At 53.8% G+C, this 24,742-nt stretch carries 27 protein-coding genes and 2 pseudogenes; 18 read left to right on the forward strand and 11 right to left on the reverse strand.

Annotation, left to right across the window (positions count from 1 at the left end):
• Positions 1-253: 253 nt before the first annotated feature.
• A complete protein-coding gene (locus tag DU29_RS0108955; RefSeq protein WP_028621437.1) occupies positions 254-499 on the forward strand; it encodes a TIGR02647 family protein in 246 nt (81 codons plus the stop codon).
• Positions 500-694: 195 nt separating this feature from the next.
• Complete coding sequence (locus tag DU29_RS0108960) at positions 695-3,538, forward strand: class I adenylate cyclase (RefSeq protein ID WP_028621438.1); 2,844 nt, start codon at positions 695-697, stop codon at positions 3,536-3,538.
• Positions 3,539-3,543: 5 nt separating this feature from the next.
• On the opposite strand, the gene rnk is transcribed toward DU29_RS0108960, so the two are convergent.
• From rnk to cyaY, 3 genes are all read right to left on the reverse strand, one after another.
• A complete protein-coding gene (gene rnk, locus DU29_RS0108965) occupies positions 3,544-3,954 on the reverse strand; it encodes a nucleoside diphosphate kinase regulator (protein WP_028621439.1) in 411 nt (136 codons plus the stop codon).
• A 261-nt stretch (positions 3,955-4,215) separates the two neighbouring features.
• The gene (locus tag DU29_RS0108975) at positions 4,216-4,434 is read right to left on the reverse strand and encodes a DUF1289 domain-containing protein (protein ID WP_028621440.1); all 219 of its coding nucleotides are present in this window, start codon (positions 4,432-4,434) and stop codon (positions 4,216-4,218) included.
• 4 nt (positions 4,435-4,438) lie between these two features.
• Entirely contained in the window at positions 4,439-4,771 is a 333-nt protein-coding gene (gene cyaY / locus DU29_RS0108980) for an iron donor protein CyaY (protein WP_028621441.1), read from the reverse strand.
• 308 nt (positions 4,772-5,079) lie between these two features.
• Between cyaY and lptM the strand changes: the two genes are divergently transcribed.
• Genes lptM through DU29_RS0109010 form a run of 6 tightly spaced genes read left to right on the forward strand, consistent with a single transcriptional unit; the run spans position 5,080 to position 9,693 of the window.
• Positions 5,080-5,253: an LPS translocon maturation chaperone LptM gene (lptM, locus tag DU29_RS1000000131295; RefSeq protein WP_033050391.1), complete on the forward strand. Its 174-nt coding sequence runs from the start codon at positions 5,080-5,082 to the stop codon at positions 5,251-5,253.
• A gap of 9 nt (positions 5,254-5,262) precedes the next feature.
• A complete protein-coding gene (gene lysA / locus DU29_RS0108990; RefSeq protein ID WP_028621442.1) occupies positions 5,263-6,510 on the forward strand; it encodes a diaminopimelate decarboxylase in 1,248 nt (415 codons plus the stop codon).
• A 4-nt stretch (positions 6,511-6,514) separates the two neighbouring features.
• Positions 6,515-7,345, forward strand: a complete 831-nt coding sequence (dapF, locus tag DU29_RS0108995) for a diaminopimelate epimerase (RefSeq protein ID WP_028621443.1) — start codon at positions 6,515-6,517, stop codon at positions 7,343-7,345.
• A 13-nt stretch (positions 7,346-7,358) separates the two neighbouring features.
• Positions 7,359-8,084 carry a DUF484 family protein gene (locus DU29_RS0109000; RefSeq protein ID WP_028621444.1) on the forward strand — a complete coding sequence of 242 codons (726 nt, stop codon included), beginning with the start codon at positions 7,359-7,361 and terminating at the stop codon, positions 8,082-8,084.
• A gap of 2 nt (positions 8,085-8,086) precedes the next feature.
• Positions 8,087-8,986 (forward strand): tyrosine recombinase XerC, encoded by a 900-nt coding sequence (gene xerC, locus DU29_RS0109005; RefSeq protein ID WP_028621445.1) that lies wholly within the window; start codon positions 8,087-8,089, stop codon positions 8,984-8,986.
• Positions 8,983-9,693 carry an HAD family hydrolase gene (locus DU29_RS0109010; RefSeq protein WP_028621446.1) on the forward strand — a complete coding sequence of 237 codons (711 nt, stop codon included), beginning with the start codon at positions 8,983-8,985 and terminating at the stop codon, positions 9,691-9,693. The genes xerC and DU29_RS0109010 overlap by 4 nt, the downstream gene beginning before the upstream one ends.
• A 189-nt stretch (positions 9,694-9,882) precedes the next feature.
• On the opposite strand, the gene sutA is transcribed toward DU29_RS0109010, so the two are convergent.
• The 4 genes from sutA to glnK form a co-directional block, all read right to left on the reverse strand.
• Complete coding sequence (gene sutA / locus DU29_RS0109015) at positions 9,883-10,194, reverse strand: transcriptional regulator SutA (protein WP_028621447.1); 312 nt, start codon at positions 10,192-10,194, stop codon at positions 9,883-9,885.
• A 102-nt stretch (positions 10,195-10,296) separates the two neighbouring features.
• Positions 10,297-10,722 (reverse strand): secondary thiamine-phosphate synthase enzyme YjbQ, encoded by a 426-nt coding sequence (locus tag DU29_RS0109020; protein WP_028621448.1) that lies wholly within the window; start codon positions 10,720-10,722, stop codon positions 10,297-10,299.
• Between the two features lie 213 nt (positions 10,723-10,935).
• On the reverse strand, positions 10,936-12,273 hold the full coding sequence (locus tag DU29_RS0109025) for an ammonium transporter (RefSeq protein ID WP_028621449.1): 1,338 nt from the start codon (positions 12,271-12,273) through the stop codon (positions 10,936-10,938).
• Positions 12,274-12,309: 36 nt separating this feature from the next.
• A complete protein-coding gene (gene glnK, locus DU29_RS0109030; RefSeq protein ID WP_002555808.1) occupies positions 12,310-12,648 on the reverse strand; it encodes a P-II family nitrogen regulator in 339 nt (112 codons plus the stop codon).
• Positions 12,649-13,067: 419 nt separating this feature from the next.
• Here glnK and DU29_RS0109035 point away from each other — a divergent pair, with 419 nt between their 5' ends.
• Entirely contained in the window at positions 13,068-13,328 is a 261-nt protein-coding gene (locus DU29_RS0109035; protein ID WP_028621450.1) for an accessory factor UbiK family protein, read from the forward strand.
• Positions 13,329-13,364: 36 nt separating this feature from the next.
• On the opposite strand, the gene DU29_RS0109040 is transcribed toward DU29_RS0109035, so the two are convergent.
• A complete protein-coding gene (locus tag DU29_RS0109040) occupies positions 13,365-13,670 on the reverse strand; it encodes a HigA family addiction module antitoxin (protein ID WP_028621451.1) in 306 nt (101 codons plus the stop codon).
• 8 nt (positions 13,671-13,678) lie between these two features.
• Positions 13,679-13,898: pseudogene (locus DU29_RS0109045) on the reverse strand (type II toxin-antitoxin system RelE/ParE family toxin).
• A gap of 478 nt (positions 13,899-14,376) precedes the next feature.
• Between DU29_RS0109045 and DU29_RS01000000129720 the strand changes: the two are divergent.
• From DU29_RS01000000129720 to DU29_RS0109080, 7 genes and pseudogenes are all read left to right on the forward strand, one after another.
• Positions 14,377-15,018 (forward strand): annotated as a pseudogene (locus DU29_RS01000000129720) (magnesium chelatase domain-containing protein); the annotation flags it as partial.
• A 49-nt stretch (positions 15,019-15,067) separates the two neighbouring features.
• Positions 15,068-16,795, forward strand: a complete 1,728-nt coding sequence (locus DU29_RS1000000130920) for a recombinase family protein (protein WP_050483094.1) — start codon at positions 15,068-15,070, stop codon at positions 16,793-16,795.
• A gap of 1,109 nt (positions 16,796-17,904) precedes the next feature.
• Positions 17,905-18,237, forward strand: coding sequence for a hypothetical protein (locus DU29_RS1000000132250; RefSeq protein ID WP_143129396.1), 333 nt, complete (start codon positions 17,905-17,907; stop codon positions 18,235-18,237).
• Between the two features lie 606 nt (positions 18,238-18,843).
• Positions 18,844-20,238: a hypothetical protein gene (locus DU29_RS1000000132255; RefSeq protein ID WP_143129397.1), complete on the forward strand. Its 1,395-nt coding sequence runs from the start codon at positions 18,844-18,846 to the stop codon at positions 20,236-20,238.
• Positions 20,239-20,409: 171 nt separating this feature from the next.
• The gene (locus DU29_RS0109070) at positions 20,410-20,631 is read left to right on the forward strand and encodes a hypothetical protein (protein WP_028621454.1); all 222 of its coding nucleotides are present in this window, start codon (positions 20,410-20,412) and stop codon (positions 20,629-20,631) included.
• 15 nt (positions 20,632-20,646) lie between these two features.
• Positions 20,647-21,108 (forward strand): hypothetical protein, encoded by a 462-nt coding sequence (locus tag DU29_RS0109075; RefSeq protein ID WP_028621455.1) that lies wholly within the window; start codon positions 20,647-20,649, stop codon positions 21,106-21,108.
• 23 nt (positions 21,109-21,131) lie between these two features.
• Complete coding sequence (locus DU29_RS0109080; protein ID WP_028621456.1) at positions 21,132-21,380, forward strand: hypothetical protein; 249 nt, start codon at positions 21,132-21,134, stop codon at positions 21,378-21,380.
• A 456-nt stretch (positions 21,381-21,836) separates the two neighbouring features.
• Here DU29_RS0109080 and DU29_RS1000000131300 read toward each other — a convergent pair whose 3' ends face one another.
• Positions 21,837-22,919, reverse strand: coding sequence for an SPOR domain-containing protein (locus DU29_RS1000000131300; RefSeq protein ID WP_152635531.1), 1,083 nt, complete (start codon positions 22,917-22,919; stop codon positions 21,837-21,839).
• A 79-nt stretch (positions 22,920-22,998) separates the two neighbouring features.
• The gene (locus DU29_RS0109100; RefSeq protein WP_028621458.1) at positions 22,999-23,472 is read right to left on the reverse strand and encodes a hypothetical protein; all 474 of its coding nucleotides are present in this window, start codon (positions 23,470-23,472) and stop codon (positions 22,999-23,001) included.
• 73 nt (positions 23,473-23,545) lie between these two features.
• Here DU29_RS0109100 and DU29_RS0109105 point away from each other — a divergent pair, with 73 nt between their 5' ends.
• Positions 23,546-23,764 carry a helix-turn-helix domain-containing protein gene (locus tag DU29_RS0109105; protein WP_028621459.1) on the forward strand — a complete coding sequence of 73 codons (219 nt, stop codon included), beginning with the start codon at positions 23,546-23,548 and terminating at the stop codon, positions 23,762-23,764.
• Between the two features lie 125 nt (positions 23,765-23,889).
• Positions 23,890-24,606: a recombinase family protein gene (locus DU29_RS0109110; protein WP_033050392.1), complete on the forward strand. Its 717-nt coding sequence runs from the start codon at positions 23,890-23,892 to the stop codon at positions 24,604-24,606.
• Positions 24,607-24,742 lie beyond the last annotated feature (136 nt).

Consider the following 24,742-nt stretch of genomic DNA (forward strand, 5'->3'; position numbering starts at 1 on the left):
TGCTCCCGCTCGGCTGCGTAGCAGTCGCAGAGCCTTGGGGCCGCTTCGCGACCCAGCGGGAGCAAGCTCCCTCGCCACAGGCGAACCCTCACACCACCGAAGCCGCCTCCAGCAGCCCCTTGTCCTAGACGCTGTCTAAATCGAAAACCACCCCGAGGCAAAAAAACCCTGTAGCGAGCACTGGACATGCCGCACAAGCGGGTTCACCTTAGGAGCGCTGTCGTCTAATTCCTAGAAAGTCTGGAGTCCTTTTATGTCGCTTACCCCTGAGTTGGTTGCCGAACTGGAAATCCTTGCACTCTTCAACCTGGACAGTTCCCAGGAAGGTTTGAAAATTCATCAGACCGCGGCCCCGAAAGCCATTGCTGCCGCTCGACGCCTCTACGAAAAAGAACTGATCGACCAGCCCGATGGCGGTTACCTGACCAGCCTGGGTCGTGACGCCGCGCAAAGCGTGCAAACCGTTCTGACCATTCTGAGCGTTCCGGAAACGGCCTGAGCATTGGCGCATCGCCCTCGGAAAGCCCAGCCAAGGGATTTCCGCGGGCGCACTTACTGTGCCTGACCGGCCTGCTCAGTAGAAATCCGACGGGAAATAACAAAATCAGCTTAAATGTCCGCAGGACGAGGCGCTAAACTGCCGGTTCTCCTGAGGCCTACGACGTCCGCGCCCTGCAAGCCGGTTTGAGCTGACATGACCCGCACCCATGAAATCCGCCCCGATCTGGACGAAGGAATCGACCGTAAGGTTCTCAGTCAGCTGCGCGCCCGTTTTCTCAAACTGAACGAAGGTCGCATGGCTCGCGCCATGGAAGGGTTGTCGACGCGCCAGCAGAGCGTATTGACCCTGTTGCCGCTGTTTTTTCATGTCAATCATCCGCTGCTTCCTGGCTATGTTTCGGGCAGCACACCGGCTGGATTGTCCAGCTTCGAGCCCGACGCCAATGTGCTCGCCGAAGCTCAGCGCCTGACCCGATCGTTTTCCTACAAGCCACGCCACGGCAGTAATCCGCCGCGACCGATCCACGGTCTGTTCCTGATGGGCAGCCTCGGCACGCTGGCGCAGGCGGATCAGAGCGATATGGACGTGTGGGTCTGCCACGCGCCGGGCCTTGGCGAGAGCGAACTCGCCGAGCTGCGCAAGAAATGCCAGCTGCTGGAAGTCTGGGCCGCCAGCCAAGGGGCCGAAGCGCACTTCTTCCTGATCGACCCGAGCCGCTTCGTGCTCGGCGAGCGTGACGCGCAATTGAGTTCGGAGGACTGCGGCACTACTCAGCATTACTTGTTGCTGGATGAGTTTTACCGCACGGCAATCTGGCTGGCCGGTCGCACGCCGATCTGGTGGATGGTGCCGGTGTACGAAGAGTCCGCCTACGACCGCTACACGCACACGCTGCTGTCTAAACGATATATCCGCGCCGATGAAAGCCTGGACCTGGGCCACCTCGCATTTATCCCGCCGGGTGAATTCATCGGTGCCGGCCTCTGGCAATTGTTCAAGGGTATCGAATCGCCTTACAAGTCGGTCCTAAAACTACTACTGATCGAGGTCTATGCCAGCGAGCATCCGAGAGTCCATTGCCTGAGCCTGCGCTTCAAGGAGGCAGTGTTCGCCAATCAACTCGACCTCGACGAGCTGGATCCGTACATCGTGGTCTATCGGCGCATCGAGGAATACCTCATCGCTCGCCGTGAGCCTGAGCGTCTGGAGCTGGTGCGACGCGCGCTGTATTTGAAGGTCAACCGTAAACTGACAGGCAACAGCCGTACCCAGAGCTGGCAACGTTCGCTGCTGGAGCGGCTAGCCCACGAATGGAACTGGGACGCCCGCCAGCTGGCCTTGCTTGATAGCCGCAGCCAGTGGAAAGTCCGTCAGGTTGCGGCCGAGCGACGCGCAGTGGTCAGCGAACTGAATTACAGCTATCGCTTTCTCCTCGCGTTTGCCCGCAGCGAACAGACGGTCAGCCTGATCAACAAACGCGATCTGAACGTGCTGGGCAGACGTCTGTACGCAGCGTTCGAGCGCAAGGCGAACAAAGTCGAATTCATCAACCCGGGCATTGCCCCGGACCTGGCCGAAGACACCCTGACGCTGGTGCATGCGCCCAACAAGAAAGAACCGGGGCAGACCCAGTGGGGGTTGTACAACGGCAGCCTGACCGCGCTCGAATGGGAGAATTTCGCACCGATCAAACGCAGCCGGCATTTGCTGGAGTTGCTGACCTGGTGCCATCGCAACGGCGTGATCGACAGCAGCACGCGTCTGGCCCTGCATCCGGGCGCCAGCGACCTGAGTGAGTTCGAACTGTTCAATCTGCTCGGCAGCCTGCAACAGAGTGTCGCCCTGCCCTTGTCCCCGCTGGCCGAGGAGCCGTTACTGCGCGCCAGTGTCCCGAGCGAAGTACTGATGCTGGTAAACGTCGGCGTGGACCCGCTCAAGCATCATCGTGACCTGAACATCCTGATGACCACCGAACGCACCGACTCACTGAGTTATGCCGGGGTTCGCGAAAACTTGGTACTGACCCTTGATCAGGTCACGCTCAACAGCTGGAACGAGGTCATGGTCGATCGCTTTGACGGTCCCCACGCGTTGCTCGATTGCGTGCGCGATTACCTCAACAACCTGCCCAAGGGACAGGAACAGCCCAGGCTGAAGGTCCGGTGTTTCTGCCACAACCGCGCGCAGTTCATCGCCCGGCGCGTCGAAGAAATCGTCGACATGGCGCACAACCTGCTGCTGAGCAGGCTCAATCATCGTTATCTGCTTCAGGTCCAACAGCACTACCACGTGCTGGAATTGGTGCCGGGCCAGGTCAATCACGTCGCTCTCGCCACACTGCCGGCACTGTTCGATTACCTGGGTGAAGAACTCGCGAGCTACAGCCCGCTGCACCTGGACCCAATGGCACTGGAAGACCATGACCTGGCGCTGATTCTGCCCATGGGTCAGCCCGAAAGCCTGCAGGTTTTTTACCGCATTCATGACGATCAGGCCAATGTGTACGTACTGGATGAATTCAACGCACTCTGGCAGCAACGTTTGCCTTATCACGACGAGCAAAGCCTGCTGGTGCCGCTCCAGCGTTTTCTGCAATCCATCCAGTACCGGCGCGACGCTTTGCTGCCGATGGACGCGGCCCAGCCACAGCATCTAGAGGTCTTGCATTACCAGTTGCAGCCGTCCGGCCCTTCGCGCGCCCGCCGTGTGGACGCCCGTCCCGCACCGCAATTGCCGGTCAACCAGCCGTTCTATGACGTGCAGGCGATCATCAGCAAAGCCGCAGCTGATCAAGTGCAGGTGACGTTGTATTGCAATCAAAGGGAGTTTTCGGAGTTGGAGCATGGCGACCAACTGTTCAGTGTGGTCGCCCGGGAAATCGTCGAGCAGCGCCGCGAGATTGAACGCTACCGCTGCTATATCACCGACCTGGACCTGTCGGGCCTGCTCGGTGATGGTCAGAGCTCCAGCAATTTATATCTGCGCTACAAGGCTGATCTGGAGCGCGCGCTGAATGACGCACTCGAGCAGGTCTGACGGGTCTATTCCGGAAAATGGCCGCCCTCGGCAGGCTGCGATTCCACTTCAAGCAGGGTCAGTTTGAGGGTCTTGCCGCCAGGCGCTGGCCAATCTATATGCTGGCCGACTTTCAGGCCGAGCAGCGCACTGCCGACTGGCGCCAGGATGGAAATCTTGCCTTCGTCGGCGTTGGCATCCTTGGGATAAACCAATGTCAGGTGATAGTCCTTGCCGCTGCTTTCTTCACGGCAATGCACTGTTGAATTCATGGTCACGACGTCGGCGGGCACCTCTTCGTGACCGACCAGAGTATCGGCGCGATCCAGTTCGGTTTGCAGCGCGATAACGCCCGGCAGCGTGTCGTCCAGGCTGTCGATCAGGCGCTCCAGACGTTGTACGTCCAGACGGGTAAGGGTGATGGAAGGTGCGGTCATGATCAGGGCAGACTCCTTTCTTCTGCACGAAAAAAGCAAAACCCCGCCAGAAAAAGGCGGGGTTTTCACGAACCTCGATGAGTTGAGGCGTACCCGGACACTATCACAGCTCAATAAATATACAAGCCGGGGGGTGTAGCAGCTGGCGAAGCCTGCGTCCGGCTGCGTAGCAGTCGTAAAACCGGCGCATTCGGTGCATCTGGAAGACAGCCGTGTCTGCTGGGCGACTGCTTCGCAGCCGGACGCAGGCTTCGCCAGCTGCTACAGGTCTCGCTTGCGATTGGCAGCCTGGACACAGATAACCCGGCGGCGCTCGTCATCCGCCGAGCGCCATTCGCGGATGTCTTCGACGTGACGAAAACAGCCGAGGCAGACTTTCTGCTCATCCAGCCGACACACGCCGCTGCACGGCGACGGCACCGCCGGGCTGATATTGCTGAAAAGCGGTTTGGGCGGACGAACGGCTGCCGGCTCGGTCACGATGTCACAAGCCTTCGAAGTCGAGTTCGACGTCGGCTTGCTGCTTGACGATGCGCTCGAGCATCTCGCCCAGTTGCTCTTCGCTTTTGTCGCACATCCAGCGCTCGCTTTCTGCGTCATAGTCGAAGTGGAAACCGCCGGACACCGCCGCCAGCCACAGCTGCCGCAACGGCTCCTGACGGCTGAAAATCAACTGGCTGCCATTTTCGAATTTGACGGTGAGCACACCGGCAGAGCTCTCCAGATCGAGATCCAGGTCACTCTCATCGAAAATATCCTCCAGCGATTGCTGGGTGGCATCGACCAGATCGTGAAAACGGGCTTCGGTCAAACTCATTACGGCAACCTCAAAAAATGTCTGTTCTCGCTCAAGCGCCGCAAGATACGGCCGAGCCCCGGCGATTGCAAAGGATAACCGACAGATCACGAACCTGTGGGAGCGAGCCTGCTCGCGAAGAGGCCATCATATTCAACATCAATGTCGACTGACACTACGCCTTCGCGAGCAGGCTCGCTCCCACAGGGACTGCACCTGGCTGAGCGGCAGCAGGCCAACCCCCGCCGGACGGGAGCCCTGTCGCATAGGCAAGCTGCCGGGTGGCCGGTATACTCCGGCGCAATTAAAGCATTTTCAAGGATTTCGCCATGAAGCGCCTGATCTCTTCCCTTGCTGCGCTCCTCGCGGTTGCCTGCCTCGTTTCGGCCTGTGGTCAAAAAGGTCCGTTGTACCTGCCTGACGAAAATCAAGACCCTGTCGAGCAGGCCAAGTCGTCGCAACAACAGCCTGCCTCCAAGGCGCACAAGCACGACGTCTACTAAGGGAACGCCATGGACGCTTTTAACTACCGTGACGGCGAGCTGTTCGCGGAAGGGGTTTCCCTGTCCGCCATCGCCGAACGCTTCGGCACACCGACTTACGTTTATTCTCGCGCCCACATCGAAGCCCAGTACCTGGCATACGCCGATGCGCTGGCCGGCATGCCGCATCTGGTGTGCTTTGCGGTAAAGGCCAACTCCAACCTGGGCGTGCTGAATGTCCTGGCGCGTATCGGCGCCGGTTTCGACATCGTTTCCCGGGGCGAACTGGAACGTGTACTGGCCGCCGGCGGCAGCGCCGACAAGATCGTCTTCTCCGGTGTCGGCAAGACCCGTGACGACATGCGCCGCGCGCTGGAAGTCGGCGTGCATTGCTTCAACGTCGAATCCACCGACGAGCTGGAACGCCTGCAGGTAGTCGCCGCCGAACTGGGCGTTCGCGCGCCGATCTCGTTGCGTGTGAACCCGGACGTCGATGCCGGCACTCATCCGTACATTTCCACCGGCCTCAAGGAAAACAAGTTCGGCATCGCCATTGCCGATGCGGAAGACGTGTACATCCGCGCCGCGCAGCTGCCGAATCTGGAAGTGGTCGGCGTCGATTGCCACATCGGTTCGCAACTGACCACCCTGCCGCCCTTCATCGATGCCCTCGACCGCCTGCTGGGCCTGGTCGACCGTCTCGGCGATTGCGGCATCTACCTGCGCCACATCGATCTCGGTGGCGGGTTGGGCGTGCGCTATCGCGATGAAGAGCCGCCTCTGGCTGCCGACTACATCAAAGCCGTGCGCGAGCGTCTCGACGGTCGCGACCTGGCGCTGGTGTTCGAGCCGGGCCGCTTTATCGTCGCCAACGCCGGTGTACTGCTGACTCAGGTTGAGTACCTCAAGCATACCGAACACAAAGACTTCGCCATCGTCGACGCGGCCATGAACGACTTGATCCGTCCGGCGCTGTACCAAGCCTGGATGGACGTGACCGCCGTGCGCCCGCGCGACAGTGCTGCCCGCGTCTACGACATCGTCGGACCGATCTGCGAAACCGGCGACTTCCTGGCCAAAGAGCGTGAACTGGCTCTGGAAGAAGGTGATCTGCTGGCCGTGCATTCTGCCGGTGCATACGGGTTTGTCATGAGTTCCAACTACAACACCCGCGGCCGTGCCGCTGAAGTGTTGGTGGACGGTGATCAGGCATTTGAAGTGCGTCGCCGCGAGACGGTAGCCGAGTTGTTCGCTGGCGAAAGCCTGCTGCCGGAGTAAAACCATGCTGCTGCGTTTTACCAAAATGCACGGCCTGGGCAATGACTTCATGGTCCTCGACCTGGTCAGCCAGCACGCGCATATTCTGCCCAAACACGCCAAGCAATGGGGTGATCGGCACACCGGCATCGGCTTTGATCAATTGCTGATCGTCGAAGCGCCGAGCAACCCGGATGTGGATTTCCGTTACCGGATCTTCAATTCCGACGGCTCTGAAGTGGAGCAATGCGGCAACGGTGCGCGTTGTTTCGCCCGTTTTGTGCTCGACAAGCGCCTGACCGCCAAGCGGCAGATTCGCGTCGAGACCAAAAGCGGCATCATCGAGCTGGATGTGCGCAGCGACGGTCAGATCGGCGTCAACATGGGGGCTCCGCGCTTGGTGCCCGCCGACATTCCTTTCGATGCGCCGGAACAGGCCGTGAGTTATCGGATTGAAGTCGACGGCACGCCGGTCGATCTGGCGGCAGTGTCCATGGGCAACCCCCATGCGGTGTTGCGAGTCAGTGATATCAATAATGCACCGGTGCATGAGCTGGGACCGAAAATCGAACACCATCCGCGCTTTCCGGCACGGGTCAATGTCGGTTTTCTTCAGGTCATCGACCGCAACCGCGCACAGCTGCGCGTTTGGGAACGCGGCGCCGGGGAAACCCAGGCCTGTGGTACCGGCGCGTGCGCTGCTGCAGTGGCCGCAATCAGCCAGGGGTGGATGGATTCGCCGCTGTTGATCGACCTGCCCGGCGGGCGTCTGTCCATTGAATGGGCTGGCCCCGGCCAACCGGTCTTGATGACTGGCCCGGCAGTGCGAGTTTACGAAGGACAAGTGCGTCTTTGAGTGAGTCGAACCCATGACCGATAAGCCCCAGGTTCCCGCCCTGCAGCCCGACGAATCCCCTTCCGAAAGCCTCGAGGCGACGGCAATAGCCGCGTACCTGGAGGCTCATCCGGATTTCTTCGTCGAGCACGAGGAATTGCTCGCGACCTTGCGCATCCCGCATCAGCGTGGCGATACCATTTCGCTGGTCGAGCGGCAGATGACCATCCTGCGCGACCGCAACATCGAGCTGCGACATCGTCTGTCGCACTTGATGGACGTGGCCCGCGACAACGACCGCCTGTTCGACAAGACCCGCCGCCTGATTCTCGCGCTGATGGACGCCACCAGCCTGGAAGACGTGGTGATCAGCGTCGAAGACAGTCTGCGTCAGGATTTCCAGGTGCCCTTTGTCAGCCTGATCCTGCTCGGCGACAACCCGATGCCGGTCGGCCGCTGGGTAACCCATGCCGATGCGCAAACCGCCATTGGCGGTCTGCTGTCAGAGGACAAAAGCGTCAGCGGCAGCCTGCGTGAGCACGAACTGGACTTCCTGTTCGGCGAAGAACAGCGCAAGCAGATCGGCTCCACCGCCGTCGTCGCCATCAGCTATCAAGGCATCCACGGCATTCTGGCCATCGCCAGCCGGGATCCACAGCACTACAAAAGCTCGGTAGGCACGCTGTTCCTGAGTTACATCGCCGAAGTCATGGGCCGTGTGCTGCCACGGTTCAACAACCCCCTGCGCTCGGTACGCTAATCATGGAACGGCAACTGGACGCTTACTGCGAACACCTGCGCAGTGAGCGGCAGGTGTCGCCTCATACGCTGTATGCGTACCGCCGCGACCTCGACAAGGTGTTGGGCTGGTGCGTCAAACAGAACATCGGCAGCTGGTCCGCGCTGGATATCCAGCGCCTGCGTAGCTTGATCGCGCGCCTGCATTCGCAAGGCCAATCTTCGCGCAGTCTTGCGCGGCTGCTCTCGGCGGTGCGCGGGCTCTACCATTATCTGAATCGCGAAGGCCTTTGCGATCACGACCCGGCCAATGGTCTGGCACCGCCGAAAGGCGAACGGCGCCTGCCGAAAACCCTCGACACCGACCGCGCGCTGCAGCTGCTGGAAGGCGCCGTCGATGACGATTTTCTGGCCCGTCGCGATCAGGCGATTCTGGAGTTGTTCTACTCCTCGGGTTTGCGTCTTTCGGAACTGACCGGGCTCAATCTTGATCAGCTCGATCTGGCAGACGGCATGGTTCAGGTGCTTGGCAAGGGCAGCAAGACGCGGTTGTTGCCGGTGGGTAAAAAAGCCCGGGAAGCGCTGGAACTGTGGTTGCCGCTGCGCGCGCTGACCCATCCTGCAGACGACGCTGTGTTCGTCAGCCAGCACGGCCGGCGCCTTGGGCCGCGGGCGATTCAGGTGCGGGTCAAAGCGGCCGGCGAACGGGAGCTGGGGCAGAACCTGCATCCGCACATGCTGCGGCACTCATTTGCCAGCCATTTGCTGGAGTCGTCCCAGGACTTGCGCGCCGTGCAGGAATTGCTCGGCCACGCCGACATCAAGACGACCCAGATTTACACCCATCTGGATTTTCAGCACCTGGCGACGGTCTACGACAGTGCCCATCCACGGGCCAAACGTATTAAGGGCGATGATTCATGACAATCCAGCTGATCACTTTCGACCTCGACGACACCCTGTGGGATACCGCCCCGGTCATCGTCAGTGCCGAAGCCGTGTTGCGAGAATGGCTCACCGCGCACGCACCGAATCTGGGCGAAGTGCCGGTGGAGCATTTGTGGTCGATTCGTGAGCGCGTGCTGAGCCAGGAGCCGAGCCTCAAACACCGCATCAGTGCGTTGCGCCGGCGTGTCCTGTTTCATGCCCTGGAGGATGCCGGCTACACCCATGCCGACGCTTCAGACCTGGCCGATCAGGGGTTCGAAGTGTTTTTGCATGCGCGGCATCAGCTGGAAGTCTTCCCCGACGTGCAGCCGACTCTGGAAATTCTCGCCAACCATTACGCCTTGGGCGTGGTCACCAATGGCAACGCCGATGTACGTCGGCTTGGGCTGGCGGATTTTTTCAAGTTTGCGTTGTGCGCCGAAGACATCGGCATCGCCAAACCGGATGCGCGCCTGTTTCATGAGGCACTACAGCGTGGTGGCGCGACGGCGGAGACTGCAGTCCATATCGGCGATCATCCGGGCGATGACATTGCCGGAGCCCAACAGGCTGGTTTGCGAGCCATTTGGTTCAACCCGACGGGCAAGGCTTGGGAGGCGGAAAAAGCGCCGGATGCCGAGATTCGCAGTTTGACCGAATTGCCGGAATTGTTGGCGCGATGGAATGCCCATCACATAATTTGAATTGACACAGAACCTGTGGGAGCGAGCCTGCTCGCGATAGCGGTGTGTCCGCCGACATTGATTTTGAATGTGCCGGACTCTTCGCGAGCAGGCTCGCTCCCACAGGGATCGCGTTGGGCTCAACGTTTTTGTCACCCATAAAAAAGCCCGCAGCGACGGCGGGCTTCTTCAGCAAGCATGGGCAGGCGCTTAGATAGGCCGGCTGCCGTACTTGTTGTCAGGCTTCTTGGGCGGATCGGCGACCACATTGGCCTCCACTTCCTGCACCTTGCCGCCTTTGGCCAGGAACTCTTCCATGGCCCTGGCCAGGGCGTCACGCTCCTTGTTCTTGGCTTCGACACTCGGCAGCTCATCGACCGATACCGCAGCCTTGGCCTTGCCTTTGGCTGCCGGAGCGGGCGTTTCACCGCCGTCGTCTTCGGCTGCCACTTCAAGGCCTTCCTCGGTTTCGTCGTCGTCGCCTACTTCGAGTTCGTCGTTTTCCAGATCATCGTCGCTCATGTTCTACCTCATGACTTGCGAAAAGCAGATTAGTTATAGCCCAGCTTCGCCGTCTGTCGACGGCTGCCGGAGAAAATTCTACAACCGCTGGCAACCAGCGGCTTATGCCCCTTCACCGTGCAAGGTGGCGAGGACTTTACGGGCACCGCCATGATCACGATGCTCGCCCAGATAAACGCCTTGCCAGGTTCCCAACGCCAGTCGGCCTGCCGAAATCGGCAAACTGAGCTGACAGCCAAGCACGCTGGCCTTGAAGTGCGCCGGGAGGTCGTCCAGGCCTTCGTCGTTATGCTCATAGTCGACTGGTCCTTGTGGGATCAGCCGATTGAAAAATCGTTCGAAGTCGCGACGTACCGCCGGATCGGCGTTCTCGTTGATGGTCAACGACGCCGAGGTATGCTGCAGCCACAAATGCAACAGACCGACCCGACATGCCTTGAGTTCAGGCAAGCCGGCGAGTAACTCGTCCGTTACCAGATGAAAGCCCCGGGGCCGCGCCCGCAGAGTAATCAGCGTCTGTCGCCACATACAGTTCTCCGCACGTTCGGGGCGCATTCTAGCGCGCTCTGGGAAAAAACAAAGGCCCTAATAATCCTTCAATCATGTAAGCCTTTGGCCGTAGAAAAACGCCTGTCGTAAACGCTGCCGTACGTGTACGAAAAAACCTTTCAGCCATGACTTCAGAGACAAATTTCAGGCAAAAAAATGCCCGGCAAGCCGGGCAGATTTTTTAGCCGTGTCTTACAGGTTGTAGCCGCGTTCGTTGTGCAGCGACAGGTCGATGCCGACTGCCTCTTCTTCTTCGGTAACACGCAGACCCATGACAGCGTCCAGCACCTTGAGAATGATGTAAGTGATGATACCGGTGTAAATCACCGTGAAACCTACGCCTTTGCACTGAATCCAGACTTGTGCAGCGATATCGGTAACGGTGCCGAAGCCACCCAGCGATGGTGCGGCGAAGACACCGGTAAGGATTGCGCCGAGGATACCGCCGATCCCGTGGACACCGAAGGCGTCCAGCGAATCGTCGTAGCCGAGTTTGCGTTTCAGGGTGGTGGCGCAGAAGAAGCACACCACGCCCGCTGCCAGACCGATCACCAGTGCGCCCATCGGGCCTACCGTGCCAGCGGCCGGAGTGATCGCAACCAGACCGGCGACCACACCCGAAGCAATACCCAGTGCGCTTGGCTTGCCGTGGGTGACCCATTCGGCAAACATCCAGCCCAGTGCAGCAGCAGCCGTTGCGATCTGAGTCACCAGCATCGCCATACCGGCCGTGCCGTTGGCAGCCGCGGCGGAACCGGCGTTGAAGCCGAACCAGCCAACCCACAGCATGGCCGCGCCCATCAGGGTGTAACCAAGGTTATGCGGTGCCATTGGCGTGGTCGGGAAACCTTTACGCTTGCCGAGCACGATGCACGCTACCAGCCCCGCCACACCGGCGTTGATGTGCACTACGGTGCCGCCAGCAAAATCGAGCACGCCCCAGTCCCACATCAGGCCGCCGTTACCGGCCCAGACCATGTGCGCAATCGGCGCGTAGACCAGGGTGAACCAGATGGTCATGAAGATCAGCATCGCGGAAAATTTCATCCGCTCGGCGAAGGCGCCGACGATCAGCGCCGGGGTGATGATGGCGAAGGTCATCTGGAAGGTGATGAACACCGCTTCAGGGAACAGCGCCGCAGGACCGGTCACACTCGACGGCGTGACACCAGCGAGGAACGCCTTGCCCATGCCGCCGAAGAACGAGTTGAAGTTGACGACGCCCTGCTCCATACCGGTGGTGTCGAACGCGATGCTGTAGCCATAAATGACCCACAGAATGCTGATCAGACCGGTAATGGCGAAGCACTGCATCATCACGGAAAGAATGTTTTTGGAGCGAACCATGCCGCCGTAGAACAGCGCGAGGCCGGGAATGGTCATGAACAGCACGAGGGCTGTCGAAGTCAGCATCCAGGCGGTATCGCCGGAATTGAGGACTGGGGCCGCCACTTCGTCTGCCGCCATAGCCAGGCTGGGCATTACGAGGGACAACAGGGCTCCTAGCCCTGCGAATTTACGCAGAGTCATATTGTTTTCTCCTGGGGCGTTGGGGTTTGTGGCGGCTTAGATCGCGTCGGTATCGGTTTCGCCGGTACGGATGCGAATCGCCTGTTCCAGATTGACCACGAAGATTTTGCCGTCACCGATCTTGCCGGTATTGGCCGCCTTGGTTATCGCCTCGATAACCCGGTCAAGATCCTTGTCGTCAATGGCGACATCAATCTTCACCTTCGGCAGGAAATCGACCACGTACTCAGCGCCGCGATACAGCTCGGTGTGACCCTTCTGCCGCCCGAAGCCTTTGACTTCAGTGACGGTAATGCCCTGCACGCCGATCTCGGACAGCGACTCGCGCACGTCGTCCAACTTGAACGGCTTGATGATGGCAGTGACTAGCTTCATGAAAACTCTCTCCCGAATTGGTGGACTTGCCCCAGGAAAACAAACCCGGCTCAAGTCTAAGCGCAGTGCCTGGCTTTGTAACGCGTCGTCGGCCTGCATCGACCGTCCGACGCCAGCTAACCACTCCGCACGAAACACTTCCCCCGTTTCGCTTGGCGCACTGCATTCGTCACTTCGACTGCATCAGTGCATGGGTCACTTGCGACTAAGCAGAAAGCTTGCCATCTCGCATAAACCCGCGAAATTCAATGGATTGGCCCGGGTTGATCATCTGCTTGCGGGCTACCACTGGCGGTAACGCACAACAACAGTGCGACGCCGTCTATCCACATGCGCGAAAAGCGTGCATGGCCGGCGTTCGGAATTGACTATAGACACTGCGTGGTACACTGCCCGCCATTGTTTCCAGGACATCAGCCATGCTCGCGCCCAAAGACTTCCTCGACGCCCTGACCGGCACCGCCTCGCGCCTTTTCAGCGGCGACACACCATTGCCGAAAAGCGAAATCGAAAGCCAGTTCAAGGCACTGCTGCAGAGCGGATTCAGCAAACTGGATCTGGTGAGCCGCGAAGAATTTGATAGTCAGATGGTTGTACTGGCACGAACAAGGGCGCGATTGGAGAGTCTGGAAGCGAAGGTGGCTGAACTGGAAGCGCGTTTGATTCCGCCGAGCGAGTAAGGCCGACCTTTGCGAGCAGGATCATCAAATATTCGGTCACGCGCAGTGCGCAAGTCGCTCAACTTGTTCCCGGATAGCTGTCCCTCTCTCTATCTCGGCTTTGCGCAGATCGTAAGTCGATTGCAGGTTCAACCAAAACTCCGGGGTTGTATCCAGGCAGATCGATAGTCTCAGGGCCATATCAGCACTGATGCCCCGACGCTGGAGCACGATGTCGTTCACCGTTGGTGTGGATACGCTTAACGCTCTGGCTAAGGCCGCAGCCGTAAGGCCCAAGGGCTCCAGATATTCTTCTTTAAGGATTTCGCCAGGGTGCACCGGGCGCATACCATTCTTAGTCATTACTCACCTCAGTGATAATCGACGATTTTGACATTCTCAGGTCCGTTAAGACCCCAGCTGAAGCAAATGCGCCATTGGGCGTTGATGCGAATGCTGTGCTGGCCTTTTCGAGCTCCTTCCAATGCTTCGAGTCGATTGCCTGGGGGCGATCGAAGGTCCATCAGCGCAGCAGCCCCATCGAGCATTGTCAGCTTTCGTTCCACGAACACTCAGAATGGCTGACCACATACGGGTCTTAACGTTGCGAAACAGGTACTCGGTCTCAGAACACTAAAAACTAACGATCATAGTTTAAAGCTTAACGTTATGCATTAATCTACAGTCTATAACCGAAACCCGCCAGCGCAAGCATGCTGGCGTGGTTATCTGTGGCGCTCTCAAAACTTTAGGAAATAGACTACCAGCGCGTTCCCCCTGACCTCGAAACCAGAATACTTCCTACAAACGAGAGGCTCAGTTCCCACTTGAAATAACCGCCCATCACAAATGGCTGCTTAAAAAATACCCAAATCGAAGAAGTGATTACGAAACCCTTCCTCCTTCTATTACGCGCAAGCTGTCGAGAACGCCGGTAACTAATACACGGGGTGCACTCCAGCAACATCCCGCGAAAATTTGCCGTCTGCGCCGCCACGCCAAACCTTCAACCCCCGACTACCCTTGAAAAAACCGCAGGAAGCGGTGCTCTTCAGCTCAAGGAACGACCATGTCCCTCTCCATCGTCCACAGCCGCGCCCAGATTGGCGTGGATGCGCCTGCCGTTACTGTCGAGGTCCATCTGGCCAACGGCTTGCCTTCGCTGACGATGGTCGGTTTGCCGGAAGCGGCCGTGAAGGAAAGCAAGGACCGGGTGCGCAGTGCGATTATCAATTCCGGCCTGCAATTTCCGGCGCGACGGATCACGTTGAACCTGGCCCCTGCGGATTTACCCAAGGATGGCGGACGATTTGATCTGGCGATTGCCCTGGGCATCCTTTCCGCCAGCGTGCAGGTGCCGACGCTCACGCTTGATGACATCGAATGTCTCGGAGAACTGGCATTGTCCGGCGCGGTGCGTGCCGTGCGGGGAGTGCTGCCGGCTGCCCTGGCGGCGCGCAAAGCCGGGCGTTCGCTGATGGTGCCGCGGGCGAATGCCGAGGAGGCCTGCCTCGCGTCAGGCTTGAAGGTATTTGCTGTCGATCATCTGCTGGAAGCGGTCGCGCATTTCAATGGCCACAAGCCAGTCGAGCCCTACGTCTCCAACGGCCTGCTGTATGCCAGCAAACCCTACCCCGACCTGAATGAAGTGCAGGGACAAATCTCCGCCAAACGCGCATTGCTGATCGCAGCGGCAGGTGCTCACAACCTTTTTACCTTATGGTACTTTACACCTCCACCCATTGCCCGTGCCCTTTGTCATGTCAAAAGCCTATAGCTACATACGCTTCAGCAGCCCGGAGCAAGCCAAAGGTGATAGTTACAGGCGCCAGCGGGAGGCAGCAGATCAATACTGTCAGGCCAATGGGTTGGAGCTTGTCAGCTCCCGTGACTATCTATTTTTCGACAAGGGGCGATCAGCGTTCAGGGCGAAACACCTTGATGATACGGGCGAGCTTGCGAGATTCCTCGGATACGTGGAAGACGGCACGGTACCTGCTGGATCGACTCTGATCGTAGAGAGCTTGGACCGCCTGAGTCGGGAACGGGTGAAAGATGCTCTACCCCGTTTTCTAGACCTCCTGAACAAAGGCATCAAGGTGTACACCTCTGCCGATGGCAAGCTGTACACAGAGGATTACAACGAGCTAGACCTAATCATTTCAATTGTTCACATGAGTCGCGCCCACAACGAGAGCAATCTCAAGGGGCAGCGGGTTAGCAAGGCGTGGAAGCAAAAACAAACACTGGCTCGAACCGAGAAGAAACCGCTAGGTCGTGCATGCCCCTATTGGCTCGAATTCAACAATGGCGAATATCACCCATTGCCCGACCGTGTAGAGGTTGTGAAACGAATATTTCAGCTTGCGTGTGATGGGCATGGGCATCGCGCAATCGCTAAGATTCTGAATGAAGAAAACGTACCGGTTTTTGGGAGCCTTAAACGCAACCTATCTGGGAAATGGGGCAGCAGCTCCACCGGCAAGATTCTAAGTAACAAAGCTTTATTGGGCGAATACCAGCCGACTGGTCTTGTGGATGGATTGCGTCAACTTGTAGGTGAGCCGGTAAGGGATTTCTTCCCCGCCGTGATATCGGAAGCTGATTACTATGCGGCCCAAGCGGCTCGCGTGTCCCGAAATGTCAGCAAGGCGACGAAGCCTTCCAAGAATTTCAACGTGTGGCAAGGAATAGCGAAATGCGGGTTGTGCAAAGGGCCGCTGCACCTCGTAAACAAGGGCAAGCCTCCAAAGGGAAGTAAGTACCTTCGTTGCTACAACAGCGCAAAAGGGGTATGCCCGAGCAAACAATTTAGGCTGGATAGATCAGAAGTCGTATTCAAAGAGCTATTGGCTAAAGTGGACAGTTTGAGTCTGGTTCAAAATAGTCAGGGCCAGCTTCAGCGCAACGTGCAGGTGCTGGACGGCAAGATCGCTGAAGTGCAATCAAGGCTAGGCGAACTAAAGGAGCAGGTGGCGTCAGTCGGGAAATTGCCCTCTTTCCTTGTCCAAACGATGGTCGATCTTGAAGACGCCCTGGAGGACTGGCAGCGCCAACGTGAACAGCTAAAGACAGACCTTTCACGAGAGAAAATCCTCTCTAAAACTGACTTCTTTCAACGTCTAGACCTTGTTAGCTTCCAAGGCAGAGCCCGTGCCAATGGGCTTTTGAAGGGACTGGATATCACAGTCACTCTTAGTCGTAGGGGAAAAGGCCTATCCACACACATTATCAACTATTGGGCTTTTTCAGGTGACAAAACCTTACTCGGGATCAAGGATGACGGTGAGAGTTTGGTTTTTATTCCCTTAACGCGACCTTTAACAATCTTGTCAGCGGATCAAGGCGACAGTTTCGCTATTGGTATGATGGAGCACCTCAACCGCAGCCGTGACATTAGCAAAGTCAAAGGAAGTAGGTCGGTGACGGCTGAAGACCTCGCTAGGTTTCACGAAACAATGCTTGATCAAATCGAAAGCGAAGAATAACCCACTTCAACACCTCTAACGTCTATCGAAAAACCGTATTTCGGCGGTGTTTTATGGTGCCAAATCGCCGTTCTCTGAAAATGGCTACCTACGTAGCCCCTCATACCTGCCGCCTCATCTAGATGCTGTAGAGCCGCTACACTTATCAAGCAGCAATTGCAAGATATTGATTGTCTTTTAAAATATATGCCGTATAATATTACGCTCTTGTGAAATTTATAAGATCGGATTGTCCTTAACAGGGCTAAGTGGTCGGCTAGTGTGATGGGGTTGTGTAAACACATCTCTTCCTGCACGAACTGGCAGCAACAATCTTAAATAAGCGACCTACTGTGAGATGGGGCAGGTCGATAGGCGAGCTTAAAGTCAACGCCTCCCAGCAGCTCTGCTAAAGCTGTGTGAACACTATCTGACTAGGTTAGGCATTAACAGTGTCCTAGCTCCAAAGGCAGCTACCCACCCGTGTAGACTGTAAGAATCTGAATACTCAGATTCAACTCACCTCGTCCCAATTTTGATGGCATCTAATGCTTCACGGGTAATGGAATAGGTAGGGCTTTCGGTTAACGCTCTTGCTCGGTCTTAGGCAGATTAATTCTGTACGGCTGGGTAAGGGTAGCTTTAACCAAAGTTCCTTCCTGAACCCATTTTGATTTTAGTAAACATTATAGATAAATATAGATTTAATCAGTAGATCACTACCTGCAAACTGAATTAAGCTCTAGTTAACTAAAATAAGTTATGAAGAAACAAGCAATATCAAGCACGATCCACAACAAGTAATAACTTGTTGCATATATATAACTAAATAGTCTTAACTAACTGCAAATAAATTTGCAATTAGAGCACTAACTATGAGATGATTCACTCTCAAATAAAGAAACAACGCTAATTCAATTTTGATAGTACTCCGCTTTACCTTCTCGCTTCAATTAATACTTCTCTGCATCGCATACCTTCGTTTCATCTCAATAACCTTCTTTTAGACCTTACTCAGTTTGAGTTCAACCACTTGCTGTGCTTTTCCCCTAAGCGCACCAGTGGTTTTTTATTAACCTTTTTTCATTAATCTAACATTTATATAAGCCAGTAACATAGGAGGCTTTTCTATGCCTATAACAATTACAAAAGTTTGCCAGTGGTGCGGAGCCAGTATGGAAACCACCAGATCTTCTAAGCGGTTATGCAGTGCAAGGTGTCATCAGGCTTTTCACCGATGGCGACAATCAATTCTTCCAGGTGCCAGCCCCAAGGATGGATTCAAATTGATTCAGGATTGGATGGCGGGAAACTCACATCCAAACTCTAACCATCCAGTTAATAAATTACACGAGTCTTTATCTGATTTTTGTAAAGCAGCAACCGAAGTAGTAACGCAAAACACAAATCAACTCAAATCTACTATTGCTGTCGAGCAATCACAACCAGAGGGAATTTTATGAAGCAGTGTCGTGTATGCCAGTGTGATTTTGAACCAAGCCACAACGGCAATTTTTTGTGCAGCAATACATGTGCTGTACGTCTTTTCACCGCAAGACAGAAAGTTCGCCTAAGCATCAAGGCGGCTTTGAAGGCCCTTAAAACCCCGGAAGATGTAAATAATTTCAATCTGTCACTCACAACTATTATTGAAAAGGTAGCCCAATGAAAACGGAAACTCGCTTGGTGAAGGTATTCCTTCCATTAGATTTAATTGAACTGCTCGAAGCCGAGTCCAATGACTATGCATCGTTTAACAAGATGATGACGGCTGTCTGTCGTAGGTATTTCTTGCATCGCGAGCTTAAAGCGGAGTTCGCGAAGCTCAAGTAGATAGTCATTACAAGAGTCCTCTTTAATTAGCTCCAGCCCTTGATACTAAAGGCGTTCAAGCATCCAGTAGGTGATAAGTATGTCAAAGATAAAGGTAAGTTTGTCTCAAGAGGCAAGCAAGCTCCTATTAGAGCTTATGGAGATGTACGGCCATACATCACCAACCCATACAGCAAACGTAGCCCTATTCAATCTAATGCGTCTGTTAAAACAACAACCTCCGAGTGAAGGTAACAATGACCAAAACGAAATCAAAGCTCACCAGATTCTATAACTGCTCAGTATGCAATCAAGAATATACAGCAGTAAGAATCAGCCCTAAGAAATACTGTTCTGATAAGTGTCGTAAATCCGCAGGTCGCCTCAGTATTGCTGAAAAGCGAATAGTAAAGCTACCCGTGTCAGAAGAGTGGCTATGGGTTGCCAGAGAAGTTCGACGTGCTGGCACTGTGGAATGCTTACACTCCCACAGTGTTGAAACACTGGAGCAGCTATTTCAGCTACGGAATTATAAATACAAAACCTATGACTTCAACTTTGAAAAGAGGGTAAGCCGCTATCACCTCTGCCACATATCTCCAGTACGAGGTCAAAGCTCGGTAGGTCTACTTCATCCGCATAATCTGTTCATCGGTCCGAGCTTAGCTAATCAAGTTCATGGTACTAAGTGCTACCAGGGCGCAGGATTGAGTATTAGTCGCTTCAATCTGCAATCTCGTTGGTTGATCCCTGATGATATGCCAGATTCGAAGATCTTGGAAAAAGTGCAAAAGTATCTTGGTTCCGTTCTGCTCGACTATGCGAAGGTAAATTCTATTGGTCTGAGCAAGCGGCTGTCTCTCGCTAAGTGGATAAACAAGAACGTCCCAGACTGCGAACATCCACTATCAAAGCTTGAACGTATGGGTATGACAGAGCTACGGAAGATCAGAGCAACTTACGAAGAAAAAGAGGTCTACCAGATGGACCTATCTACCAAACGTTCCATTGTGGTGGCTCTGGATGAGGCTGTGAGGCTTTCTAATCAGTTGCCGGAGGGTCAGCATCAGTCAGACATAGCTTTCCTAATCCCGGTCCTTACAGTCGCTGGAGCGTGGCTAAGCCGGCAAGACGAGCAAGAGGGGTTATCCTTGATTCTTGATCGCCCTTATGGTGTACGTTGGAACCCTGTAGCGCTACGGAATGACATGGATGAATCAACGTTCCGAGATTTTATTTCTTTTACAACGTTCCAAACCATGCAGGGATGTCCCTTGGACAGGAAGATGGTTCTAAACACCATTCGCAAATATCTGCATGTACCTTCTATGACTCCCGATTACAGCCATAGTAACAGCAGCATACAAGCCTATCATCAGGAGCAATATACAAACTTCTATAAACAGGTGCCTGTAATCCAGAAGGCAATCTTGGCAGTGGGCGTATGCAGTGCTATTCAAGAGTACGAATACCTTGAAATGGTAAAAGAGGCTGATAGAGAAATTGCCATCTTTGAAAGCTTTGGGTATGAAACGTGTGAAGACGAATATGATTACTCAACGCTCAATATTCAAGTCGAAGAAGATTATACACCCAGCCCGAACAACCCACGAATTAGAAGATATATAGAGCCCATTTACGTTGATTTCTGACAAAGCCATGTAGTTATTACAGTAGTCCGCTTTAAACGCTACACATCAAGCACTACGGCACTCTCAGCCCTTTCAATATTAAAAGAATCTGCTCCTTCAACAAGAGCGATACAAGGCAATCCCTTGCCTTACACAAAGCCAATACGGCATCAATAATAAAAGGAAATAACAATGAAAGAAATGTTTGTATCAAACGCAGGCTTCACAAGCCTTGCTCTTCTCGATGACCAGTCAGTAGAAATGCTTCAACTCAATAACATCAATGTCGTAAAAGCTGATGGTGTTGATATCGTCGCCTACAAACTGTTGAAGAAATTCAGTACAACAGATGATGTAAAAACAAAAGATCTAATCAAGTCCAGCCCTATCCTCAAATCACAAATCAACGCTTAATAAGGAAAAACAATTATGATTACTCATCAGCACGTATCTCTGCAAACCTTCGCTTTCTCTAAAGAAGTATTGGACAAGCGATTGGCTAATGCCGAATTCACCTTCCTACGTAGCTACAACGCAGTTGACCGATTCTCTGGCCCTACCTCTATTCTAATGCCGCAACTGGAAACACTGTTCAAAGAAGGTCGTAGTTTGTCCGAACATCACAAACCGGAATCGACAATTTCACTAACTGTCTATCTGCTCAAAACAAATATTGATGAATTGCTGGCTGATTTGGCTAAGCAAACTGAAGCTCTTTACCTCAGCGAATTGGAGGAGGAGAAGAAACGTCAGCAAAGTATTCTTGAGCAGCAATTGTATCAAGCTCAGAAGGACAAAGAGGCGAAGAAAGAGTCAGATAAAGAAGCAAAGCTTAGAGCTGATGCAGCACAGCAAGCCGCAGAATACTTTCAAAACCTCAGCACCAATTAATCCAATAAGTACGGAGATACAATATGATAAAGAATGTGTTATTCCCAAAGACCCGCGAAGAGAAAATTCTAAGCGCCCAGTATTTCAGCAAGACTGCAAAGACCACAATGCCTGCTGAGCCAGTAGCCGCTGTAAAGCCAAAGCTGTCAGATGATGAGATTCAAGTCTATGTAGATATGCTTCTTGAAGCGAGCAAGCACACAGAACCTGTAGATCACACCAAGGAGATACTATTGAAGAAGTATCCTAGAACAACAGTAGCAGGAAGCTAAGTAACTGAGATAGGGAGACTGACACCCTCCCTTCATCTCTCAACATGCCATGTTTATTGACGTCAATATTATAATAATCAAGCACGGACGGTTTCCGCTCCACAATCACGAGATAATACAATTAATACAAAAATAAATTACATAATTAGTGCAGCAGTGATAGCAATCGCTGCCACAACGCTCATGTTCACGTTGCACACATACAGCCAGGCACAGGCAGCAATGGAGCAGGTAGCGAACCTAACGCACGACCTCGCACAGCAACGGCTGATTCAACTTTCACAGGCCGCGTACGAGGAACAGAGGTTAAACACCCTATCTGAACGACTGGACAACACGACCAATCGCCTAGAGAGTAAAATGACTATCTTGGAGGCGCGACAGCGTATCCAATGACCAGCTATGGTTTTTTGTTTTAAAGGTTTCGGCTGATTGCGTTGCTCCCTATACTGAGAATTATTCAGTAGGCGTTTCAGGATTTTGATATCTGGCTACGAATCCTTTTAATTGATTCTGTCGCACTAACTGATCACGAATTCTCTCAGCCTCAGCACGCTCCTGAATCGGCCCAATAAAAACCCGATTAATACCTTCTTTAGTGACTATATACGACTCATACCCTAGACCAAGTAGTTTTAGCTTTAGACGCTCAGCAATACTTAGATTGGATAAGCTTGCGACTTGGACGGTCCATCTAATATTTTGTGATATAGCGTTCTCAGCCTTATGAACGTCAGATTTAAACTTGAAAGTTGACGGATTGTAATCTTCATCCTGGTTTTCTGATACCTTTTCTTGTTCTTTTACATCTTTAAAAACATCACCCGGTTTTCCGTACTCACGCTGGCCGTCTATAACCGCATAGTCACCAGAAAACGGAAGGAAGCAACCCCCAGCACTCGTCATCAAGAATCGAACTTTTACTTTCTGCCCTTTTTTTAAATTATAGCCGGCTCCTTTATCAAGGAAATCAACCTGCAAATCTTGAGTTCCGATGCCGTCTACGTTGAGCGAAACATCGTCAGCGTCAGCTAAAACAACTATGCCCGTCCAGACCATCCAGCGATTTTTGAAGTCGCTATCAAAAATATCGTTTTTCTTTTGATCGCTATATTTGCTAGCACAGCCAACCTCTGAGCTAACATCGTTATACGTCGCACTGCTATCAGGATACTTTTCCTCCAGCTGCTGTAGCTTTGATACGGGTTTGGATGACTTTGTATCAACGGCCTGAAGATCTTTAACCCCAGTTCCAGCATTCAAATATACATAAACAAATACAACAAGCCAGCACACCCCCAACGCCTTGACCTTGTTGCTATAGCCATCTCTGAGTAAAAACCAGAAGAATATGAATGGTGCAAAAACGATTCCCATAAACAGCCCAAAACCCAAAGTCCTTGATGGCTTAGGTAGTGCTCTCAAGCTGCCATCTATCTGACCATTAGCCGGCTTAGTTGCTGGTGCCCCACAGCTTGGGCAAGCTGGAGCTACATCACTGATTTTCTTCCCGCACTCATAGCAGTCAATAAGAGCCATTTTTGCACCTTAACTATACACACGGACGCGTTAATTATAAAAACATCGCACTTCAGCCAAGGCACTAACGCCGCGAAGCTCATTGAAAACTAATTGACCCATCAATACTACGTAAGACTTTCATAGGTTTCCCACCATACGCCCTAGGGTTAGGTTTTAACTCGCAGTCAAAGAGTCGGTAGGTTTCTTTGTTTTCACTGGACGTGTTTTTTTCAAAATATTCACAATCAACGGTTTTCAGGTAGGCGACTTGACCTGTCTGCAACCTGACCATACCAATGGCTTCGCCAAGACTTTTCCGGGGTGGTGCTGAAATCTCGCTGATTAGAAAAAGGTCGTTATTGACGGGCTTTCCGTAATTTAGGTGGCCGTACTCTGTTTTGACAAAGATCGTTAAACCTTCTTCGACTTTGTAAGAAACCAGCTTTTCCATTTGAGTTTCAGTGTATTTCTCTCCCACCTTTATACTTGCAGGTGGATCTGCCTGAGCCAGCCCTACGCTGGTGAATAGGAACGACCCACAAAGCATTGCTCTTAGCTGGAGTCCGTTCATAAATTGCTCCTTTCAGCCCAGATGTCACGATTAGTGTGTTCACGATTAGATCACATCGGCACACGATACGGGAATGCCTTCTCCCTCCCTCCGCCATCGCTTCGGCCATCGAATTCGTGAGCTTTGTCTTGCTACTGGCATGACTCAAGAAGCCTTCGCGGATAGGTGTGGGTTCGCCAGAACCTACATGAGCCGTATTGAGACTGGTGGAGCCAACCCAAGCTTAGACGCGATCCAGACTTTGGCAGACGCATTGAAGGTTGATCTGTCGGTCTTGTTTACTGATATCTAAATCCCCGCCCCCCCTGAAGGCGAAAACTCTACAAACAGATCGACGAATGACCGCATAACAAATCTAGAACGAACGTTCACGAAGTGTTATGATTGACCCATCAACCACTTTTAGAGGGTCGCGACATGACTAACAAGACAATCACTCAGGTCGTGGCCTACTACAGAATTTCGACAGGTGCTCAAGAAAAAAGCGGGCTTGGTATCAAAGCCCAAAAGGATTACGTCGAAGCGGCAGCACGCGCTCAGGGTTGGGAAGTGGTTGCGGAGTACACTGAGACGGTGAGCGGCACTGTCGCTCCTTTGGATCGCCCTGAATGCAAGAAGGCTCTCGCTCATGCGTTGCCTCTGCTCGTTGCGAAAGTCGACCGTATCTCTCGTGATGTCGAACACATTGCGGGCCTGATGAAACGTGCAACCATCAAGATTGCCACAATGCCTCATGCCGATAACTTCCAGATCCATCTATTCGCAGCATTGGCTCAGCAGGAACGTGAGTTCATCGCCGGTCGTACCAAAGACGCTTTGGCAGCACTTAAGAGAGACGCCGATCAGGGCAAGCCTGATGCTGTTGCCAAGGTCGCTATTCGTGCAGAGAAGCTTGCCAAGGGCCGTACAGAAACCAATCGAGCTAAAGCTACAGCTGCCATCAAAGAACGCGTAGCGTCCTGGTCTGAGTCAGTCCGTGATCCTATTGACTTGTGCATTCGCAAAGGAGCTACCTCCTTGCCACAGGTTGCCAATTGCTTGAACGATAAAAAGATTGGTACTGCGCGCGGTGGAGAATGGTCAGCGATGCAGGTAAGTCGTGTCATGCGGACTCTTGGACTGACATTCGCCTGATGCATTCGTCCTTACAATGTTAATGACATAGCCCCGGATGAAGACCGCTGAAGCATACGGTGGAGTCCCCTCAAGAACCGTCTTTTCTAGGCGGTTTCAGGCCCTTTCAGGCGTTCTAGCGCTTCTTCCCTCTCCC

Source organism: Pseudomonas sp. Ant30-3, from assembly GCF_000690905.1.
Classification (GTDB): domain Bacteria; phylum Pseudomonadota; class Gammaproteobacteria; order Pseudomonadales; family Pseudomonadaceae; genus Aquipseudomonas.

What these genes read in the sequence shown, in the direction of transcription:
- sutA (WP_028621447.1), bottom strand. Translation starts at nt 10,194, where the DNA reads ATGAGCGACGATGATCTGGAAAACGACGAACTCGAAGTAGGCGACGAC.
- DU29_RS1000000132255 (WP_143129397.1), top strand. Translation starts at nt 18,844, where the DNA reads ATGACCAAAACGAAATCAAAGCTCACCAGATTCTATAACTGCTCAGTA.
- dapF (WP_028621443.1), top strand. Translation starts at nt 6,515, where the DNA reads ATGCTGCTGCGTTTTACCAAAATGCACGGCCTGGGCAATGACTTCATG.
- DU29_RS0109075 (WP_028621455.1), top strand. Translation starts at nt 20,647, where the DNA reads ATGATTACTCATCAGCACGTATCTCTGCAAACCTTCGCTTTCTCTAAA.
- DU29_RS0109025 (WP_028621449.1), bottom strand. Translation starts at nt 12,273, where the DNA reads ATGACTCTGCGTAAATTCGCAGGGCTAGGAGCCCTGTTGTCCCTCGTA.
- DU29_RS0109110 (WP_033050392.1), top strand. Translation starts at nt 23,890, where the DNA reads ATGACTAACAAGACAATCACTCAGGTCGTGGCCTACTACAGAATTTCG.
- DU29_RS0109040 (WP_028621451.1), bottom strand. Translation starts at nt 13,670, where the DNA reads ATGACTAAGAATGGTATGCGCCCGGTGCACCCTGGCGAAATCCTTAAA.
- DU29_RS0109080 (WP_028621456.1), top strand. Translation starts at nt 21,132, where the DNA reads ATGATAAAGAATGTGTTATTCCCAAAGACCCGCGAAGAGAAAATTCTA.
- xerC (WP_028621445.1), top strand. Translation starts at nt 8,087, where the DNA reads ATGGAACGGCAACTGGACGCTTACTGCGAACACCTGCGCAGTGAGCGG.
- DU29_RS0108955 (WP_028621437.1), top strand. Translation starts at nt 254, where the DNA reads ATGTCGCTTACCCCTGAGTTGGTTGCCGAACTGGAAATCCTTGCACTC.
- DU29_RS0109020 (WP_028621448.1), bottom strand. Translation starts at nt 10,722, where the DNA reads ATGTGGCGACAGACGCTGATTACTCTGCGGGCGCGGCCCCGGGGCTTT.
- DU29_RS0109010 (WP_028621446.1), top strand. Translation starts at nt 8,983, where the DNA reads ATGACAATCCAGCTGATCACTTTCGACCTCGACGACACCCTGTGGGAT.
- DU29_RS1000000130920 (WP_050483094.1), top strand. Translation starts at nt 15,068, where the DNA reads ATGTCAAAAGCCTATAGCTACATACGCTTCAGCAGCCCGGAGCAAGCC.
- rnk (WP_028621439.1), bottom strand. Translation starts at nt 3,954, where the DNA reads ATGACCGCACCTTCCATCACCCTTACCCGTCTGGACGTACAACGTCTG.
- DU29_RS0109105 (WP_028621459.1), top strand. Translation starts at nt 23,546, where the DNA reads ATGCCTTCTCCCTCCCTCCGCCATCGCTTCGGCCATCGAATTCGTGAG.
- DU29_RS1000000131300 (WP_152635531.1), bottom strand. Translation starts at nt 22,919, where the DNA reads ATGGCTCTTATTGACTGCTATGAGTGCGGGAAGAAAATCAGTGATGTA.
- lptM (WP_033050391.1), top strand. Translation starts at nt 5,080, where the DNA reads ATGAAGCGCCTGATCTCTTCCCTTGCTGCGCTCCTCGCGGTTGCCTGC.
- cyaY (WP_028621441.1), bottom strand. Translation starts at nt 4,771, where the DNA reads ATGAGTTTGACCGAAGCCCGTTTTCACGATCTGGTCGATGCCACCCAG.
- glnK (WP_002555808.1), bottom strand. Translation starts at nt 12,648, where the DNA reads ATGAAGCTAGTCACTGCCATCATCAAGCCGTTCAAGTTGGACGACGTG.
- lysA (WP_028621442.1), top strand. Translation starts at nt 5,263, where the DNA reads ATGGACGCTTTTAACTACCGTGACGGCGAGCTGTTCGCGGAAGGGGTT.
- DU29_RS0108960 (WP_028621438.1), top strand. Translation starts at nt 695, where the DNA reads ATGACCCGCACCCATGAAATCCGCCCCGATCTGGACGAAGGAATCGAC.
- DU29_RS1000000132250 (WP_143129396.1), top strand. Translation starts at nt 17,905, where the DNA reads ATGCCTATAACAATTACAAAAGTTTGCCAGTGGTGCGGAGCCAGTATG.
- DU29_RS0109100 (WP_028621458.1), bottom strand. Translation starts at nt 23,472, where the DNA reads ATGAACGGACTCCAGCTAAGAGCAATGCTTTGTGGGTCGTTCCTATTC.
- DU29_RS0109070 (WP_028621454.1), top strand. Translation starts at nt 20,410, where the DNA reads ATGAAAGAAATGTTTGTATCAAACGCAGGCTTCACAAGCCTTGCTCTT.
- DU29_RS0109000 (WP_028621444.1), top strand. Translation starts at nt 7,359, where the DNA reads ATGACCGATAAGCCCCAGGTTCCCGCCCTGCAGCCCGACGAATCCCCT.
- DU29_RS0109035 (WP_028621450.1), top strand. Translation starts at nt 13,068, where the DNA reads ATGCTCGCGCCCAAAGACTTCCTCGACGCCCTGACCGGCACCGCCTCG.